Genomic DNA, 17,956 nt, shown 5'->3' on the forward strand with positions numbered 1-17,956 from the left:
GACATTCTCTGACACCGCGGCCTTTTCGTGTCGGTCACGGGTGAGATCGGAGCGCCCGCTAGGCGCGCACCCATCCCGTGAACAGTCGCCGGGTTGTCCGATAGATCGTCCCGAACTCACACCACACCGGGGCGTTCGGGCCCTTGTCGGCAACCGAGGCATTCACCTCGAGGAGTCCGGAAGGCGAGCCCAGCCGGATCGGCGCTCCGTCCTGCGGTGTCCGCGCGTGGCGGTGAACCACCGAATCGGGCAGTTGCGCCGCGACCGCCGCACACAGCGCCCCTGTCAGCGGTAACGCCCGATGAGCTTTCCCGTTGGACAGGAAGCGCACGGTCAGATCGACGTCGCTCTCGTCAACTCGGTCGCCGGCGAGCGTCGTGTACGACCGGGGCGCGGCGACCAGGGCGATGAACGGGGTCATCCGGTTCTGCGCGGCCGACCGCTCGTCGGCCGCCAAGCCCATGCGCACCGATCCGGCGCGACGGATCGCCTCCAACCGGGTCATGAGCAGATCATCGACGTCGATCGTCTCGGGCAGTTCCGTGCCGTTCAGTCCCACCGCGGCCGCGTCGACGAACACCACCGGGTTGCCCGCGTCGACCAGACTCGCCGACACCGCCGGCGCGCCGTCCACGACCAGGTCGTCGGTCGAGTGCCCGGTCGGGAGGAGCGAACCGGTACCCGCACCGCCGGGGTCGAGGAAGTCCAATCGGATGGGCGCCCCGGTCCCCGCCACACCGTGGATCGTGTAGTCGCCCTGCTCGATCGCCCGGCCCGCCTTCACATCGAACGACGAGGCAATGACCTTGCCGGTGTTGACGTTGTGTATCCGAACGGTGGCGTTGCCGTCCTCGGCGGCCACGAGTCCCTCGTCCACGGCGAACGGGCCGATCGCCGATGCCATGTTCCCGCAGTTGCCGACGTAATCGACCGCCCGCCGGTCGATCTGAACTTGCGCGAACGTGTAGTCGACGTCCGCCCCCGCGACCGACGGCGGCCCGACGATGCACACCTTCGACAGCGACGACAATCCGCCACCCATTCCGTCGAGTTGGCGTCCGTGGGGGTCGGGGCTCCCCATTGCGCGAAGGAAGAGGGCATCACGCTGTGCCCGATCCGCCGGTAGGTCGCGCTCGTGGAAGACCAGTGCCTTGCTGGTGCCGCCGCGTATGAAGGCGGCGCGGTAATCGGTGTACATCCAGGTGGCCCCTCGCTCAGAACGGCCGGGGGGCGCGCTCGGACTCCCCCACGGCGATCGACATTTCACCGACGGAATCGATCGCGATCGTGACGACGTCTCCGGCGGCGACCGGGCCGACGCCCTTGGGGGTGCCGCTCGCGATGACGTCGCCGGGCTGCAGGTCGACGACGGACGAGATGAATTCGATCGATTCGGCGACCGGCATGATCATGTCCTTCAGCCTTGCCTGCTGCCGCAGTTCCCCGTTGACGGACAGCCTGGAACCCAGTGTGTCGAGGGGTGGCACTTCGTCCGCGGTGACCAGATAGGGACCGAGCGGGGTGAAGCTGCGGAACGACTTCCGCAAAGACCGGTCCTCCTCGAACTGGCCCGGTTCGATTCGCATCGTCAGGTCGATCAGACACGCGTACCCGAAGACGTATTTCATGGCCTCCTCCCGTGGCACGTTGCGTCCGTGCCGGCCGATGATGACGCCCAGTTCGCATTCGTGGTCGAAGCGCCTGGTGGAGCCGGGCGGCAACGCGATCGGCTCGCCGGCGCCGCTCACCGAACCGGCGGCCTTGAGAAAGAATCCGGTCTCGCGGGCCGTGCGTCCGCCCTTGGTGATCGCACGTTCCCCGATCTCTCCGATGTGCGCGTGATAGTTGGCCGGGATCGCGAACACCTGCGGCGGAGCGGGGTTGGCCCCCCGCAGTGTGACGGTCGCGATCGACACGGTCGGTAGCGCATCTGCGTCCGCCAGTCTATCGGCGATCGTGGGCCAGTTCCGGATCACCCAGTTCATCCGCTGCTCCGGCCAGGTGTCGAACTCCGCGGGGATCAGGGAGGTGATGTCGCGGAGGTCGTCCCCCGCGACGATTCCGATGCGGTAGTCGTCGAAGCTCGCCAGTTTCATCGTGTCTCCTGTGTTTCCGGCACCGTCTCTTCGTGGTACGCATTGAGATATCGGAGGACCGGGCTGTCGTCGACGCGGAAGAGTCGCGCCTCGGTGGAGTGTGCGTTCAGGTGCCGGACCGCCGCCCACGGCGGGATCGCCAGGAAGTCGCCTGCGTTCCAGTCGAACTGCCTGCCGTCGACGACGGTGGTCCCGGCGCCCTCCACCACCCAGTAGACCTTGCTCCCGCTGTGCCGGTGGGTCACGCCGGAGAAGCCCGGGCGCAGTATCTGAATCTTCATCGACATCGACGGCAAGGCCGCTCCACCGTCGGTGGGATTCTGGTATTCGAGGATGACGTCGTCGGCAGGATCGGGGTCGAGGCCCCGGGCGCGGCCGAGCGCGATATCGGTTTGGTCTTTCGGGTATACGAGCAGAGGGTTGACAGCCGGTCTCGGTGCCGGTCCGACCGGCCGGAGGATGCCGGAGCCGTACTCCTGCCACGACTTCTGCGGCTGACGGCTGACGGGCTGCGTCTCTTCCGGGTAGGGCTGGAAGAAGATGTTGTGCAGGTTCCGCATGAGGGACACATCGAGGACGTCGAGCCAGATCATCGGTTCGTCACCGGCGTGCACGTGGTCGTGCCACGCCCACCCGGGCGTCAACACCAGGTCTCCGGCGTTCATCTCGTAGTTCTCACCGTCGACGGTGGTGCTGCACCCGCTCCCGTGCATGACGAACCGGAACGCGTCCGGTGTGTGACGGTGTGCGGTGGCGACCTCACCGGGGCGGATGTACTGGATCGACGCCCAGAAGGTGGGTGTCGTTCCGTATTCGAGGCCGGGATTGGCCAGCCGAAGAGTCCGGCGGTCACCTCCCGGTCGCAGGTCGAGCACGCGGCCGAGTTCCTCGAGATAGCCGAGCAGATCCGCCCACCGCCAGTGCATCGGCTGCATCGACGACTGGGGCGCCGGGGTGAAGAGCGGCGGGTCGTCGGGCTGCTGGATCCGGAGTCCGGCTTCGGCCAGGGTGGCGCGCAGGCGACGACGTTCGTCGGCGTCGCCGGCGACGGCAGTGTGGGAGTGCGTCATGGTGTCTCCTCGCGACATCGGCCCGTATTGGTAGAACCATTTTGGATGGTAGTTCGGTCGACGTCGTTTCACAACAGCTCTCTTGACGTGACCAAATGGTTCTACCATACTCGGACTCAGTCGCCGATCTTTCGCTACGCAAGCGAATTCACGACGCGCACTTAACAAGAAAGGGTTGACACATGGCGAAACGAGTTCCCGTGTTGATTATCGGAGGCGGCCCCGTGGGGTTGTCCCTCGCAGGCGATCTCGGCTGGCGGGGTATCGACACCGTGCTGGTCGAGGCCCGCGACGGTTCCGTTTTCCAGCCCAAGATGGACATGGTCGGTATTCGCACCATGGAGTTCTGCCGACGCTGGGGCATCGTGGACGATGTGGAGTCCGCCGGGTACAACCGCGCCCAGGTGCAGGACTGCGCGTGGGTGACGAACCTCAACGGGTTCGAGTTCGGCCGCGAGGCGTTTGCCGCGCCACAGGACGAACGCTCCCCTGCTCAGAGCCCCCAGCACCGGGAGCGCTGTCCACAAAACTTCTTCGATCCGGTCCTCACCCGCTTCGCGAACAGCACCGGGTATGCGGACATCCGGTACCGCACCCGGTTGCTCTCGTTCGTCGATCACGGTGACCACGTCACCGCAACGGTCGAAGCGCGCGAGACCGGCGAGGTCTACGACATCGACGCCGACTACCTCGTGGGTACCGACGGTGGCGACAGCACCGTACGCACTGCGCTCGACATCGCGATGAGCGGCGACGGCGCGCTGACGTACACGTCCAATGCGATCATCAGGTGCACCGGTCTTCCGAGCCTGCACACGACGGCGCCGGCGTACCGCTACATTTTCATCGGACCGGAGGGCACGTGGGCCACCCTCGTCGCGATCGACGGGCGCGATCAGTGGCGCTTCTCCCTGATCGGTGACGGCACGCAGCGCGAGATCAGCGAAGAGGAGATGCGCACTGCGATCGTCCGTGCCGTCGGCCGCGAGTTCGACTTCGAGATCCTGTCGATGCTTCCGTGGGTCCGGCGGCAACTGGTCGCGGACAACTACCGCAAGGGACGCGTGTTCATCGCCGGCGACGCCGCCCACCTCACATCCCCGACCGGGGGGTTCGGCATGAACACCGGGATCCTCGACGCCGTCAATCTGTCATGGAAACTCGCTGCTCGACTGCAGGGCTGGGGCGGCGAGGAGTTGCTCGACAGCTACGAACTCGAACAGCGTCCGGTCGCAGTCCGCAACATCACGGAGGCCGGCGACAACCTGAAGAGGATGCTCGAACCGCGTCTGACGACACCCGACCAGAGGATCTTCGCGCCCGACGACACCCCGGAGACGCGGGCGGCGCGAAAGGCCTTCGGCGACCACTACACCGAGATGATGAAACGCGAGTGGCACAGCATCGGCATCCATCTCGGCTACGTGTACGACGGGTCCCCGGTGATCGTCCCGGACGGAACACCGCTCCCGGCGATGCAGGTGTCCAGCTATGCGCCCTCCGCCCGGCCGGGATCCCGGGCGCCGCACGTCTGGTTGGACGCGTCACGATCGATCCTCGACGAATTCGGCCCCGGATTCGTCCTGCTCCGCTTCGACCCCCCAGCGGACTCGGCACCGTTGCAGGCCGCCGCCGACCGGGCCGGTGTCCCACTGCGGGTCGTCGACATCGACGACCCCGTGGCATCGGAGTTGTACGAGCGAGCGCTGGTACTCGTGCGCCCCGACGGTCAGGTCTCCTGGCGTGGCGACACCATGGTCGAGGACCCGGACGCGCTCCTCACACGCGTATCCGGACGCCGCGAGCATGCGTTGGTGCTGCAATGAGGAGCGACCAGATGAGCGACCTCGTCGAATCTCGAGCGGACAGCACGCTGGCCGAGTTCACTGCCGACGTCTGCCGCCGGCTGGCGTCCGGCCTTCTCGACCGCACCGGTGACGACCTGCGCGACCTCGTCGCGCGGGAGGTCGACGGTCTGCGGGCCGCATTGTCGGATCCGTCGTTCCTCGACGCGGCCGACGCACCCTCCGACCCTCCCTTCGTCAGCCCCAAGGGGTATACGACGATCAACACGAACCCGGTCACGAGCCGGCGCAATCCGCTCGCGCCCCTGGTTGCCATCGAGCGCGACGGTGATGTCGTCGAGATGACCACCACCCTGTCGCTCCCGTACCAGGGTCCGCGGGGGCGTGTGCACGGCGGTTACGCGGCGGTCCTGCTCGATCATGTGCTGTGGCACGCCGTCCGCAGTCGTCTCGACTCGGTCAGCTTCACGCGCAGTCTCACGATCACCTACGAGCAGGCCCTCCCCATCGGGACAGAGCTGACGATGACCGGGCGTGTCACCGAGATCGACGGCCGCAAGACGTTCGCGGCGGGCGAGATCAAGGCCGGGGACGTCGTCTGTGTCCGCGGCGAAGGTCTGTGGGTGTCTCCCCGCCCTCGGACATGACAGCGTCGACCTCACTGGCGAGCCCCGGTTCCGCACCGTCAGGAAATTGCACGGTGCGGGATCGGGGCTCGGGTCGCGCGATGGTGCGGGTCGGTAGAATGCGATCAATGGTCAAAACATTCGGCCCACTTATTCGAGGATGGGAACATGACTGAGTCCGCTGCGCTGTTCCAACGCCAAGCCGAGAATTCGTCGATCTTCACCAAGGTCCAGACGCGCCGCGGGTTCGAGTACATCTACGAGCAGGTCCGCAACGCGGTCGCCGAAGGGCAGCTCAAGCCGGGCGACCGACTTCCCGCGGAGCGCGAGATGGCTCAGATCTTCGGGATCGCCCGGCAGAGTGTGCGCGAGGCGCTGCGCGCGCTCGAAGCATCGGGACTGGTCGAGTCGCGACTCGGGGTGACCGGCGGCGTGTTCATCCGCACCGGCGATCCCACCGTCGTGTCCCGGGCGATCACCGACCTGGCCTCACTCGGAGCCCTGTCCCACGCAAGTGTCCTCGAGGCGCGAATCATTCTCACGTCCGACATCATCCGGATGGCCTGCGAGCGCGCCACCGAGGAGGACTTCCAGAAGCTCGATGACGACATCACGTTCACCGAGCAGCAGTCCAAGACCGAGGCCGGTCTCGAGCGAACTGCACAGATCATGGAGTTCTACCACATCCTCGCCAGCGCCACGCACAACGAGGTGCTGGTCATGCTCACCGATTCGCTGTCCCAGATTGTGCACTTGAGGCTCAACCGAGCCGGCCCCAAACCCAGCAAGGACATCGCAAAAGTCCGCCGGCGCATCCTCAACCACCTGCGCGCTCGGGACGCCGACAAAGCGATCGCGGAAATTACCCGACACCTGAAACGGCTCGAGAAAGTCCTGGTCGAGGCCGAGAAGGCGAAAGAACTCGAACTCGCCGCGTCGAGCTGACAAACCCACTCGAGACCCACCCCGCTCGATCGCAGGGTGGGTCTCGAGTTTTTGCGGTCGAGCGGCCGACTCACAATTGCATGGCGATGAACTTCGTCTCCAGGAACTCGTCGAGGCCTTCGCTGCCTCCCTCACGACCCAGTCCCGACATCTTCGCCCCACCGAACGGCGCGGCCGAGTTCGACACCGAGCCCTGGTTCAGACCCACCATTCCCGACTCCATTGCTTCCGCCACCCGGATCGCGCGTCGCAGGTCCTCGGTGAAGATGTAGGACACGAGGCCGTAGTCGGTGTCGTTGGCGTATGCGATCACCTCTTCCTCGGTGTCGAAGGGAATCAGCGGCGCCACGGGGCCGAAGATCTCCTCCCGCGTGACCCTGGCCGTTGCGGGGACATCCCGCAACACGGTGGGTTCGAAGAAGTAGCCGGGGCGATCCGGGCGCTTGCCACCGAGGACCAGTTCGGCACCGGCTTGAATGGCATCCCGGACGAGGTCGTCGACAAGTGTCTGCTGCTTCTCGTTGATGAGAGGACCCAAGGTGACACCTTCCTCGACGCCCCGACCCAGGAAGAATCCCGACATCCGATCGGCGAGTTTGACGGCGAAGGTGTCCATCACCGAACGGTGCACGTAGATTCTGTTTGCGGCCGTGCAGGTTTCGCCGGCGTTGCGCATCTTCGTCAGCATGAGACTGTCGAGAGCATTCTCGATGTCGGCGTCGTCGAAGACGATGAACGGCGCGTTGCCGCCGAGTTCCATCGACGTCTTCAGGACCTTTTGCGCGGCCTGTTCGAGCAGGTGGACGCCGACGCTCGTCGATCCGGTGAAGGACAACTTCCGCGCCTTGCCCGATCGGATCAGCGGCTCGATGACCTCGCGCGGCGACTTCGTCGTGACGACGTTGATCGCACCGTCGGGCACGCCGGCCTCGTGGAACAACTGGGCGAGCGCGAACATCGTCAGCGGGGTTTCACTGGCCGGCTTGACGACACAGGTGCATCCGGCGGCGATGGCCGGCGCGATCTTCCTCGCGCCCATGGACATCGGGAAGTTCCACGGTGCGACCAGGATCGCCGGACCGATGGGCTGGCGCGTGACGATCATCCGCCCGCCACCGGCCGGGTTGACCTGATAGTTCCCCGTCACCCGTACGGCTTCTTCGGAGAAGTGGCGGACGAAGTCGGCGGCCAGGGTGATCTCGGCCTTGGCCTCGTCGATCGGCTTCCCCGCTTCGAGGGTCATGATGAGGGCCAGTTCGTCGGTGCGTTCGAGCATCAACTCATAGGTCTTCCGGAGGATGTCCGAGCGGTGCCGCGCCGTGGTGGCCGCGAACGACGGCTGCGTCGCGACGGCGACATCGAGTGCGCGCATCGCGTCTTCGGCCGAGGCGTCGGCGACCTGGCAGAGTACCTGCCCGGTCGACGGGTCGAATACGTCCAGGGTGGCACCGCCCGTCGCCGGAACCCACTGCCCACCGATGAACAACTCTTTCGGCACCGCGGCGATACCGGCTTGTTCCTGTTCCACTGTGATCGTCATCGAATGACTTCTCCTTCATGTCGCATCGAGAGCGATGCGGTCTACGGATCGACAACCCCACGCCCTGGCAGCATGGGGGGCAGAGTGCGCTCGGGTCAGCGGGCCACCAGGCCACCGTCCACCGGCAGCGGGACGCCGGTGACGAACGAGGAGTCGTCGGACGCCAACCACAAGGCCGCATGGGCGATCTCGTGCGGTTGACCGGGGCGGCCCATCGGAATCGCGGAAACGAACCTCTGCTCGGTCTCCTCGACTGTGAACCGGGGGTCGGAGGTCATGAAGTCGTTGTAGAGCATGGGTGTTGCCACCATGCCCGGACACACGGCGTTCACCCGGATACCGTCCGTGGCGTACCTGACGGCCAGGCCCCGTGTCAGCCCCACGATTCCGGCCTTGAAGAGGGAGTACAGCGGGCTCTGCGCGGAGCCGACGAGTCCGGACGACGACGCTGTGAACACGATGGATCCACGCTGCTGCGCGCGCATCACCGTGACGGCCTCGCTGGCGAGCAGTGTCGACTGGGTGACGTTCAGCTGCGCTGCACGCTGGTACGCGTCGAGGTCGAGGTTCTCGACTTCCGAGGGAGCGGGGATTCCCGCGTGGCTCCACAGCACATCGAGACCCCCGAGCCAGCGCGTCGCTTCCGCGAACGACTCGCGCACGGCGTTGTTGTCGGACAGGTCGGCGACGAAGCCGGCCGCCTTCCCACCGCTGGCATTGACTGCTTCCACGACCTCTTTGAGCGCCTTCTCGTCGCGGTCGATCGCGGCGACGGCCGCGCCCTCACGGGCGAACAGTTCGACGCCGGCCTTGCCCATGCCGGATGCAGCGGCAGTGATGATCGTGCGCTTGTTCGGTAGTCGCATTCTCGAAACCTCAGTTCTTCTCGGTACGTTGGTGATCTGATTGCACGGTGGGTGATCGGGTCCCGGACGGGTCACTCTTCGGGAGCGAGGGTGACGGTGATTCCGTCCAGCGCCGTCGACCGTTCGACCTGACACGACAACCGCGATCTCGCGGTGTCGAAACTCTCGGTCTCTTCCAGCAGTTCCTGCTCGTCTTCGCTGCGTTCCCCGAGTTCCGCCGTGACTTGCGGGTCCAGGAACACGTGGCAGGTGGCGCACGACGCCGTTCCGCCGCACGACGCGAGGATCGGGAGACCGTTGTCTCTCAGCACCTCCATCAGCGACTGGTCCGGCTCCCAGTCGAGTCGGTGATGTTCGCCGTCGCGGTCGATGACCACGATGCGCGGGTCGGCAGTATCGGGTGCCTCGGGATCGAGGACGTCGGCACGGCGGATGTCGGTCATTTCGGTTACCTCGCTCACTGAGCAATATCGGTCTGTGATTGGGCTAATTTGATCGAAGGGTCGGCGGCGCGGGCCGGGTCGAGTGCTGCGCCCGCCGCGATCAGCTTCTTCGCCGGAACGAAGTCCTTGAGCGCATCGACCGTGTCGATGGCGGCGAGTCTCCCCTCTCGCAGGTACAGCACGGAGAACTTGCCTGCCGATGCGCTGCCCCGCACCACGATGTCGTCGCTCTCATGTCGCAGGCCCGCCGTTTGCAGGCGGGTACCGTGCTGGACCGTCCAGAACCAGGGAACTTCCGTCTTGACCTCACATGACTGCGAGACGACGTGGTTCGTCGCGGTGATCGCCTGGGCGACGGCATTCTGTACGCTTTCGAGCCGCTGCCCCCGGGGCTCGCCGTCGCGCAGACAACGCGCGACATCCCCGATGGCGTACACCTCGGGGTCCGAGGTCTGGCAGTGGGGGTTCACCAGAATCCCATCGTCGCAAGCGATACCCGCATCTGCCGCCAGCTGCTGGTTCGGAACCACGCCGACGCCGACGACGACGATGTCCGTGTCCAATGACGTTCCGTCGGAGGTGACTACGCGCTGCACCCGGCCGTCGCCCTCGAACGCCCGAACGCCGGCACCGAAGACGAAACGCGCTCCGTTGCTCCTGTGCAACGACTCGAAGTGGCGGGACACGATCTCGGACGTCACGCGGCTGAGGACCCGGTCCCGGAATTCGACGATCGTCACGTCGCATCCACGCGCGGCGGCGGCTGCCGCCACCTCGAGGCCGATGTAGCCGGCCCCGACGATCGTCACTCGGCTTCCAGCGGTCAGCGCCTTCTGCAGGGCGAGAGCGTCCGCGTGTGAGCTGAGGGTGTGAACGCCCGGCAGGTCGGCTCCGGGCACATCGAGCCGGCGCGGAGTCGAGCCGGTGGCGATGATGAGCCGGTGGTAGGAATGCCGCACCCCGCCGGCGAGTTCGATCTGCCGGGCGGCCCGGTCGATTGTCCGCACCGGGCGGCCGCTGATCCGTTCGATGTTGTTGTCCCTGTAGAACGTGTCCTTGCGCAGCAGGCTCAGGGCGGTCGGATCCGCCGACTTCAGCATCTCCTTCGACAACGGGGGCCGCTCGTACGGCGCGGTCTCCTCCTGGTCGACGAGGACGATTCCCCCGTCCCAGTGTAGTTCGGCCAAGCGGGCGGCCGCCTGGACCCCGGCATGCCCCGAACCGATGATGATGACCGGTTTATCCGACACCGCACACTCCTCTCTCCTCGATGGTCCGAACGGACGCACCGCCACTACGACTGGGCGATCAGGTCCACGCGCAGCGTCTCCGGACCGGTCGTCATGCTGTTGCCCTTCAAGAACACGAGATCGTTGGGCTCGTCGAACGACACGGACCGAACCTTCTGCCCGAGCAGCTCCGCCGTCACTCGCGTTTCCAACCGTGCAAGGGGCGCACCGAGGCAGCTGTGCACGCCGTAGCCGAACCCGAAGTGGCCCTCGGTATCACGATCGATGTCGAAGGTGTCCGCATGCGACCACACGGTGTCGTCGCGGTTGGCCGAGGCGATGAGCAGTCTGACGATCGAGTCGGCGGGAATGGTGACGCCGGCGATCTCGGTGACCTCCGTCGTTCGCCTGACCGCGCGGTGAACCGGTCCGCGCATCCGCACGAGCTCCTCGACGAAACGCTCGGCATCTCCGGGGTTCTCGCGTAGGCGACCGAGGAGGTCGGGGTTGTAGCTCAGCTCTCGGAATCCTCCGCCGATCAACCGCATGGTCGTTTCGAAACCGGAGACGAAGATGAACCCGCACAGCTCGGTGGCCTCCTTCTCCGACAGCAGTCCGTCGTCCTTCCACATCCGGGCGATGTGCCCACCCACCGATTCGCTGCGGATATCGTAGAGACGCAGCAAATTGTCGCGGAGGTAGTCGAAGAACTGCAGCGTGTAGGCCTCGTCGTCGTCATCGCCCGGGGCGCTGCGGGACAGCCGAGCGAAATACACGAACATCTTGTCCGACCACAGTTCGACCTTCGCGAGGTCGTCGATGGGCACATCGAGGATCCCGCTGATCGTCGCCATGGTCAACGGTCGCGCATAGTTCTCGACCACCTCGCCACCGCCGGACGCGATCAACTCGTCCAGCTTGTCGGCTGCAACCTCCCGGACTCGGTCCTCCACGGCTGCAATCGCCTTGGGGGTGAAGGCGGCGGCCACGACCTTGCGGAGGCGAGTGTGGTCGGGGGCATCGATCAAGGTCAGGAACGCGAGCGGCTGCTCGTCGTTGACCTGGGAGCGGAAGACTTTCGGCTTCCGCATCGCCCGGCGCACGTCCTCGTGCCGCGCCACCATCCAGACGTCGCCCCCGTCGTGCCGGACGCGCAGCACGGGAGCGTTCTTCCTCATCCACGCGTAGTGCGCGTAGGGCTCGCCCTGGGTTCCCTCCTCGTCGATGATCCGATACGGCGCGAGTCCGTCCGGCCAGTCGAGTTCGTGCGAGTACCGCGGAAGTGTGGGGTTCTCCAAGCCTGTCGGCATCGTGGTCCTTCCCTCGGGGTAGGCAGAATGAATAGCCCGTCATTGCAGCGTCTTTCGCTTGTGCGCCGCTGCGGCGGGTGGTCGTCAAAGTCGTGTCTCAATACTGGCAAGCGTGACCGGCGACACAAATAGCGTTTTCACTCAGTGAAAATATCCGCAAAAGTGCTGGTCAGCGGTCTATTTTGGCACGCCGAATCCCGCCGAGGCAGTGCCCCGGCGGTCCGGTGTAGTGCGAACTATTCGATGTGCAGGGCTACCGTTCCGGTCAGCTCGAGACGGCGGCAGACCTCGTCGCGTAACGCTCCTCCAACGCGTCGTAGAAGGGTTTCGCGACGAGCCGCTGACGCTCCTGCCAGCCCGTGAGCTGGTGGGCAACGGCGTCCAACGATCCGGTTGCCCGGAGTCCGTCGAGCACCTGCAGGGTGCCCTTGATCGCTCCTTGCAACGCGGCGTTCGCGAACAACGCGATGGAATACCCCTGCAGGTCCTCGAGTGGCACGAAGGGCGTCTTCCCGCCTTCCACGAAGTTCACCAGCTGCGGGCACGGCAGACGCTCCGGAACGGCGTGCACTTCCTCGACCGTCTGCGGCGCCTCGACGAACGTGACGTCGGCGCCTGCCTCCCGATACGCGGCGGCACGGTCGATCGCGGCGTCGAAACCCTCGGCCGCGCGAGCATCGGTTCGTGCCACGATCACGAGGTCGTCGTCGCGCCGCGCGTCGACGGCCGCGTGTATCTTCTGCACCATTTCCTCGGTGCCGACCAGCTGCTTTCCGCCGAAATGACCGCAGCGCTTCGGAAACAGCTGGTCTTCGAGCTGGATTCCGTCCGCCCCTGCCCGCTCGAGGTCACGAACGGTCCGCCGCACGCTGACAGCGTTCCCGAATCCGGTGTCCGCGTCGACGATCAGCGGCAGGTCGGTCGCGTCGCGGATTGCAGCAACGTGCGCGGTCAGCTCGGTCAATGTCACCAACCCGATGTCGGGAAGACCCAGAAAGGTATTCGCAATTCCCGCGCCCGTCACGTACACCGCCTCGAACCCGACCTCCTCGACGAGTCGCGCGGTCAGGGCGTTCGCGACGCCGGGAACCACGAGAAGCGGGCCCGTCGTGATCCGCCGCCGCAGGAGCTGTGTTGTCGTTTCAGCCATTTGTCGAATTCCTTCGTGTCGTCGAAATCAGGGCGCGACGTCTTGCGTCGCAGCTCACAGACCCATCCGCTGTGCGACGAGCTCGCGATGGTGCGCGGGCGTGCCGAACAGCGACGCATTACTCTTCGCGCGCCGGAAGTACAGGTGCGCGGGGTGTTCCCAGGTGAAGCCGATGCCCCCGTGGATCTGGATGGTGTCGTAGGCAATCTGTACGTACGTCTCGGCGCACAGGGCCTTGGCCATGCCCGCCTCGACCGCAAGGGTGGCGGGATCGTCGACGGCGACCTGCGCGACGCGGTAGGCAGCCGCCTTCGACAGCTCCACCGAGAGCAGCATGTCGGCAAGTTTCTGCTTGATCGCCTGGTAACTGCCGATAACCTTGCCGAATTGGGAACGCGTACGCGCATACTCGGCGGCCAGTTCGACCTGCCGCAACGCGCCTCCGACGTCCTCGGCCGCAACCGCTACCGCTGCGAGGTCGAGCATGCGCTCGACGGCGATCGCCGCTCCGCCCTCGGCGCCGATCAGCCGGGCCGGCGTCCGGGAAAACACCATCGTCGATTGCTTACGCGTGCGGTCCATGGTGTCCATTGGCCGCACCGTGAGCCCCGACGAACCGGCGCTCACCTCGAACAACGACAGGCCCCGGTCCGTTCGGGCCACGACCAGTACGACGTCGGCGGTTCCGCCGTCGAGAACGAAAAGCTTCTCACCGGTCACTGCCCACCCGGTTGCGTCCCGCTCGGCTGTGGTCGCGACACCGTCGCCGTCCCACCGCCCGGAGCTCTCCGCCAAGGCGACCGTCGCGATCACCGAACCGTCGGCAATCACGGGGAGCAGGCGGGTCTTGGCCTCCTCGTCACCGGATTCGAGCAGTAGGTTCGCTGCGAGCACGGCCGACGACAGAACAGGGGCACACACCAGAGCGCGTCCCATTTCCTCGAGCACGATCGACATTTCGAGCTGCGTGAAGCCCGACCCGCCGTACTGCTCGGATATGGCGAGGCCTTGCAGACCGAGTTGCCCGGCCATCTGCGTCCACACCCGACGGTCGTAACCGTCGTCGGTCTCCATGAGACGCCGGACCTCGTCCTCGCTGGACTTCTCTTCGAAGAACCGCCGGACTACCCGCCGGAGTTCGTTCTGTTCCTCGCCAAATACGGATGCCACGACAGTCGGCCTCTCTCGATTCCCAAGCTCGCGATAAATGGTTCTACCTTAAGGTAGATCTGGTCATCGATTCGGTCAACCCCGGGAGTCGCCGACACTTCGTACGCACCGGGGAAATTCGCACTTGCGCAGAGAGATAGAGAGAACGCGCATTTCGGATTCTGACCCACCTCGCACAGACGCGGTGATTCACAGCTCTTGACTTTCGCGAGAAGACGCGGCTTAGATGTGACAGCGGTCATACCGCAGGCCGACGCCCGCAGAACTCGCGTTCACGCACGCCCAGCTGCTCGTGATCGAGTATTGGCGCGCCCTTCTGTTCATGACCGCAGGCTTTCTCCCACCCACCTGTCCCCGAACGAGGTGTTGGCACATGGCATCCCCCATCGACCACCGACCGACCACCGACATCCGCACCGTGCGTCGCGCCGGAGCGATCGGCAACTTCATCGAGTACTTCGACAACGCGCTCTACGGCTTCTTCGCCGTTACCATCGCCCAGCTGTTCTTCCCCGAAGTAGACCCCGTGGTCGGTCTGCTGTCGACCTTCGCGCTCTTCGGGGTGTCGTTCGTCGTCCGGCCTCTCGGCGCGATCGTCTTCGGGCACATCGGAGACCGATGGGGACGCAAGACCGTCCTCATCAGCTCGATTCTCATGATGAGTCTCGCGACTGCGGTCATCGGCATGCTGCCGACCTACTCGGCAGTAGGAATCCTTGCACCGGTACTGCTCCTGCTCTGCCGGCTTCTGCAAGGATTCTCGACCGGAGGCGAGTCGACCACGGCCTTCGTTCTCGTCGTGGAACACTCACCAGTAGCCACCCGAGCCAGAAACGCTACTCCCCTCATCGCGTCCACCATCGGCGCCAGTGTGATCGCGTCACTCACCGCAATGTTGATCAGTTCTCTGGTATCGACGGAACAGATCAACGCGTGGGTGTGGCGGATACCGTTTGCTCTCGCAATCCCGCTCGGCATCGTCGGACTCATCCTCCGGATGAAGGTCGACGACGCCGACGTGTACAAAGCCGCCGCAGAGATTTCGCACGTCATCAAGAGCGATGACAACAGCCACCGTTCGCCACTTGTCCAGGCATTCCGGGTCGCGAAGAAGCGGATGTTCGTACTCTTCCTCTGGGTAGCCCTCCAGGCCACCGCGGGCTACATCACCGTCGCGTACATGGCGACCAACCTGATGCACTTCGAGGGCCACAGCAAGACCAGCGCATACGCCATCGTCGTCATCTCACTCGGAGTAGCTTGCGCTGCGGTGTTCCCGATCGGGAGACTGGCCGATCGGACCAGCCGGAAGCGCTTTGCTATGACTCTCGCCGCCGGGCTCGTAGCGTGGAGCTACCCCACCTTCGTCATGGCAGGCCACGGAGTCGTCGTCGCGACCATTGGACTCGCGATCTTCGCCACGCTGCAGTACTCGACAATGATCGCCGCCGGCCTCGCCGTCGTCGAACTCTTCCCCGTCGACATTCGTGCCAGTGCGAGCGCCTTCCCCTACGCCCTCGGCTTCGCAATCTTCGGCGGCACCGCCCCGTTGGTCGCCACGTGGCTGGCCTCCGAGTTCTCCCCCACCGCACCGGCCTTCTATGTGATGATCTGCGCGATCGGCGGATTTTTCGTCGGCTGGCTCGGCCTTCCGAACGCCAGCGAGATGGCAGTATTGTCCGAAGACGACGGCATCGCACTCGATACGAGGGAGCGAGAGGTAGCGGAGGCGGAGCCGACTCGATGAACGAAGAATGATCGGATCAGCCCCACGCAGTGACAGCCGTTCACACCGCGGGCTGCGAGCGCCCGAGGTGGATCGCTGTGTCAAGAACCGAGGGTGAATCCCTGATCAGCCGTGTGACGAGGGTGCTGGAAGCATTCGACCGGGACAACGAGTCGATGCCGCTCAGTACCCTCGCCCACCGCGCCGGACTGCCCATCCCCACCACGTACCGGCTCGTCACGGAAATGGTGAAATACGGCCTCCTCGATCGCGCACCCGACAAGGACATCAAGATCGGGCTGCATCTGTGGGAACTCGCCTCCCACGGTAATCGCGGGGTAGGACTCCGCGATGCCGCCCTGCCCTTCATGGTCGACCTGCAAAGCGCAGTCCACGAGGTCGTCACCCTCGCGGTACTGGACGGCCAATCAGCGCTCTTCCTCGAGCGACTCGCACCAGCCCAGACGACCCTGGAAGCCGGACGCATCGCTGAACGCCACCTTCTCCACGCATCATCGTCGGGACTGGTCCTCCTCGCCTTCGCGTCCCAGGAGTACCAGAACGAAGTGTTGTCCCGGCCCCTCGAGCGGCTCACAGACAAGACGGTGACCAACCCGGACCAGCTTCGCCGACTCCTCGCCGACGTCCGGCGACGACACTTCGTCTACGCGGACGGATACGGCAGGCCGGGGTGGACAGGAGTTGCCGTCCCCGTCTTCGGCCGAAAGCACGAGGTTGTCGCGTCCCTCAGCATCGTGTACCGCAGTCGTGACGAGAGCCCCCAGTCCCAGTTGGCGGCGATGCGCACCGCCGCCGCGGGAATAAGCCGGACCCTGACCGCCCCCTATTGACCCGTGGGCGGATCCCGGACTCTAGTCCCCGATCCGATCCCCGGTCTCCGGGTGGAACAGGTGCACCGCTCCGTCTCGCTTGCGCAGTGAGACGGTGTCGGCGAGCCGCGCGGGGGTGCGGGTCAGTGACCGGGCGACGAGTTGGGTGCCGTCCCCGGCGATGTGGGTGTGGACGTAGGATTCGCTGCCGAGTTCCTCGACGAGGTCGACGATCACCTCGATGCCGCCGTCCCCGGTCGACAGTTCGAGCTGTTCGGGGCGCACGCCGACCGTCACGGTCTCCAGGCCTGCCGCGTGCAGCGTCGACAGCTGGTCGCGTTCGAGCGGGAGCGTCGAGTTTCCGAGCCGTACACCGCCGCTGACGATGGGCATCGTCATCAGGTTCATCGCGGGGGAACCGATGAAGCCGGCCACGAACGCGTTGGTGGGCCGGTCGTACAGCTCGGTGGGCGCCGAGAACTGCTGCAGCTTACCGTTCTTGAGGACCGCCACCCGGTCACCCATGGTCATCGCCTCGACCTGGTCGTGGGTGACATAGACGGTGGTGGTGCCGAGCCGGCGCTGCAGTGCCGCGATCTGGGTGCGGGTCTGGACGCGGAGTTTGGCGTCGAGGTTGGACAGCGGTTCGTCCATGCAGAACACCTGCGGTTCGCGCACGATCGCGCGTCCCATCGCGACGCGCTGACGCTGACCGCCGGACAGCTTGCCGGGCTTGCGGTCCAGGTAGTCGGTGAGGTCGAGGAGTTTGGCCGCCTCGGCCACCTTCTTCTTGCGTTCCTCGACGCCGACGCCCCGCATCTTCAGCGCGAAGCCCATGTTCTCGCCCACGGTCTTGTTCGGGTAGAGGGCGTAGTTCTGGAACACCATCGCGATGTCGCGGTCCTTCGACGGCACCCCCACCATGTCCTTGCCGTTGATGGTGATGGTGCCCTCGTCGATGTCCTCGAGGCCGGCGAGCATCCGCAGCGCCGTGCTCTTACCGGAACCGGACGGTCCGACGAGGACGATGAACTCGCCGTCTTCGATCTCGAGGTCGAGCGTATCGACCGCCAGCGTGTCGGCGTTCTCGTAGATGCAGGATGCGCCTTTGTACGCGATGTCAGCCATGATTGCTCCTCTGGTGGGTACC

16 protein-coding genes are annotated in these 17,956 nt (G+C 65.4%); 5 read left to right on the forward strand and 11 right to left on the reverse strand.

The features are described from left to right. Nucleotides 1-58: 58 nt before the first annotated feature. Genes CA951_RS30215 through CA951_RS30225 form a run of 3 tightly spaced genes read right to left on the reverse strand, consistent with a single transcriptional unit; the run spans nt 59 to nt 3,166 of the window. On the reverse strand, nt 59-1,198 hold the full coding sequence (locus tag CA951_RS30215; protein WP_087560348.1) for a 2-methylaconitate cis-trans isomerase PrpF family protein: 1,140 nt from the start codon (nt 1,196-1,198) through the stop codon (nt 59-61). Nucleotides 1,199-1,214: 16 nt separating this feature from the next. Beyond that, nucleotides 1,215-2,096, reverse strand: coding sequence for a fumarylacetoacetate hydrolase family protein (locus CA951_RS30220; RefSeq protein WP_087560349.1), 882 nt, complete (start codon nt 2,094-2,096; stop codon nt 1,215-1,217). After that, nucleotides 2,093-3,166: a cupin domain-containing protein gene (locus tag CA951_RS30225; RefSeq protein ID WP_087560350.1), complete on the reverse strand. Its 1,074-nt coding sequence runs from the start codon at nt 3,164-3,166 to the stop codon at nt 2,093-2,095. The genes CA951_RS30220 and CA951_RS30225 overlap by 4 nt, the downstream gene beginning before the upstream one ends. A 200-nt stretch (nt 3,167-3,366) precedes the next feature. Here CA951_RS30225 and CA951_RS30230 point away from each other — a divergent pair, with 200 nt between their 5' ends. From CA951_RS30230 to CA951_RS30240, 3 genes are all read left to right on the forward strand, one after another. Then, the gene (locus CA951_RS30230; RefSeq protein WP_218780534.1) at nt 3,367-4,992 is read left to right on the forward strand and encodes an FAD-dependent oxidoreductase; all 1,626 of its coding nucleotides are present in this window, start codon (nt 3,367-3,369) and stop codon (nt 4,990-4,992) included. A gap of 11 nt (nt 4,993-5,003) precedes the next feature. Then, a complete protein-coding gene (locus CA951_RS30235; RefSeq protein WP_179220364.1) occupies nt 5,004-5,618 on the forward strand; it encodes a PaaI family thioesterase in 615 nt (204 codons plus the stop codon). A 147-nt stretch (nt 5,619-5,765) separates the two neighbouring features. Continuing rightward, complete coding sequence (locus CA951_RS30240; RefSeq protein WP_087560353.1) at nt 5,766-6,542, forward strand: FadR/GntR family transcriptional regulator; 777 nt, start codon at nt 5,766-5,768, stop codon at nt 6,540-6,542. Between the two features lie 70 nt (nt 6,543-6,612). Here the strand turns inward: CA951_RS30240 and CA951_RS30245 are convergent, their stop codons facing one another. The 7 genes from CA951_RS30245 to CA951_RS30275 form a co-directional block, all read right to left on the reverse strand. Continuing rightward, nucleotides 6,613-8,082, reverse strand: coding sequence for an NAD-dependent succinate-semialdehyde dehydrogenase (locus CA951_RS30245; RefSeq protein WP_087560354.1), 1,470 nt, complete (start codon nt 8,080-8,082; stop codon nt 6,613-6,615). Between the two features lie 95 nt (nt 8,083-8,177). Beyond that, nucleotides 8,178-8,948 carry an SDR family NAD(P)-dependent oxidoreductase gene (locus CA951_RS30250; RefSeq protein ID WP_087560355.1) on the reverse strand — a complete coding sequence of 257 codons (771 nt, stop codon included), beginning with the start codon at nt 8,946-8,948 and terminating at the stop codon, nt 8,178-8,180. Nucleotides 8,949-9,019: 71 nt separating this feature from the next. Beyond that, nucleotides 9,020-9,391 carry a 2Fe-2S iron-sulfur cluster-binding protein gene (locus CA951_RS30255; protein ID WP_087560356.1) on the reverse strand — a complete coding sequence of 124 codons (372 nt, stop codon included), beginning with the start codon at nt 9,389-9,391 and terminating at the stop codon, nt 9,020-9,022. A gap of 14 nt (nt 9,392-9,405) precedes the next feature. Then, a complete protein-coding gene (locus tag CA951_RS30260; RefSeq protein WP_143543113.1) occupies nt 9,406-10,641 on the reverse strand; it encodes an NAD(P)/FAD-dependent oxidoreductase in 1,236 nt (411 codons plus the stop codon). A gap of 44 nt (nt 10,642-10,685) precedes the next feature. Next, nucleotides 10,686-11,930: a cytochrome P450 gene (locus CA951_RS30265; protein ID WP_087560358.1), complete on the reverse strand. Its 1,245-nt coding sequence runs from the start codon at nt 11,928-11,930 to the stop codon at nt 10,686-10,688. Between the two features lie 265 nt (nt 11,931-12,195). Then, nucleotides 12,196-13,080, reverse strand: a complete 885-nt coding sequence (locus CA951_RS30270; RefSeq protein ID WP_179220365.1) for an oxaloacetate decarboxylase — start codon at nt 13,078-13,080, stop codon at nt 12,196-12,198. 54 nt (nt 13,081-13,134) lie between these two features. Next, entirely contained in the window at nt 13,135-14,250 is a 1,116-nt protein-coding gene (locus CA951_RS30275; protein ID WP_087560360.1) for an acyl-CoA dehydrogenase family protein, read from the reverse strand. A gap of 373 nt (nt 14,251-14,623) precedes the next feature. Between CA951_RS30275 and CA951_RS30280 the strand changes: the two genes are divergently transcribed. Continuing rightward, on the forward strand, nt 14,624-15,997 hold the full coding sequence (locus CA951_RS30280; RefSeq protein WP_160100721.1) for an MFS transporter: 1,374 nt from the start codon (nt 14,624-14,626) through the stop codon (nt 15,995-15,997). Nucleotides 15,998-16,074: 77 nt separating this feature from the next. Further along, nucleotides 16,075-16,827, forward strand: a complete 753-nt coding sequence (locus tag CA951_RS30285; protein WP_087560362.1) for an IclR family transcriptional regulator — start codon at nt 16,075-16,077, stop codon at nt 16,825-16,827. Nucleotides 16,828-16,848: 21 nt separating this feature from the next. On the opposite strand, the gene CA951_RS30290 is transcribed toward CA951_RS30285, so the two are convergent. Beyond that, on the reverse strand, nt 16,849-17,934 hold the full coding sequence (locus CA951_RS30290; protein ID WP_087560363.1) for an ABC transporter ATP-binding protein: 1,086 nt from the start codon (nt 17,932-17,934) through the stop codon (nt 16,849-16,851). Between the last annotated feature and the right edge of the window lie 22 nt (nt 17,935-17,956).

Origin of the sequence: Rhodococcus sp. NCIMB 12038 (genome assembly GCF_002165735.1) — a bacterium.
Taxonomy (GTDB): domain Bacteria; phylum Actinomycetota; class Actinomycetes; order Mycobacteriales; family Mycobacteriaceae; genus Rhodococcus_F.

Excerpts from the sequence above, each read along its gene's own strand:
- CA951_RS30270 (WP_179220365.1), bottom strand. The coding sequence starts at position 13,080 with ATGGCTGAAACGACAACACAGCTCCTGCGGCGGCGGATCACGACGGGC.
- CA951_RS30290 (WP_087560363.1), bottom strand. The coding sequence starts at position 17,934 with ATGGCTGACATCGCGTACAAAGGCGCATCCTGCATCTACGAGAACGCC.
- CA951_RS30225 (WP_087560350.1), bottom strand. The coding sequence starts at position 3,166 with ATGACGCACTCCCACACTGCCGTCGCCGGCGACGCCGACGAACGTCGT.
- CA951_RS30215 (WP_087560348.1), bottom strand. The coding sequence starts at position 1,198 with ATGTACACCGATTACCGCGCCGCCTTCATACGCGGCGGCACCAGCAAG.
- CA951_RS30235 (WP_179220364.1), top strand. The coding sequence starts at position 5,004 with ATGAGCGACCTCGTCGAATCTCGAGCGGACAGCACGCTGGCCGAGTTC.
- CA951_RS30245 (WP_087560354.1), bottom strand. The coding sequence starts at position 8,082 with ATGACGATCACAGTGGAACAGGAACAAGCCGGTATCGCCGCGGTGCCG.
- CA951_RS30265 (WP_087560358.1), bottom strand. The coding sequence starts at position 11,930 with ATGCCGACAGGCTTGGAGAACCCCACACTTCCGCGGTACTCGCACGAA.
- CA951_RS30250 (WP_087560355.1), bottom strand. The coding sequence starts at position 8,948 with ATGCGACTACCGAACAAGCGCACGATCATCACTGCCGCTGCATCCGGC.
- CA951_RS30255 (WP_087560356.1), bottom strand. The coding sequence starts at position 9,391 with ATGACCGACATCCGCCGTGCCGACGTCCTCGATCCCGAGGCACCCGAT.
- CA951_RS30240 (WP_087560353.1), top strand. The coding sequence starts at position 5,766 with ATGACTGAGTCCGCTGCGCTGTTCCAACGCCAAGCCGAGAATTCGTCG.
- CA951_RS30280 (WP_160100721.1), top strand. The coding sequence starts at position 14,624 with ATGGCATCCCCCATCGACCACCGACCGACCACCGACATCCGCACCGTG.
- CA951_RS30220 (WP_087560349.1), bottom strand. The coding sequence starts at position 2,096 with ATGAAACTGGCGAGCTTCGACGACTACCGCATCGGAATCGTCGCGGGG.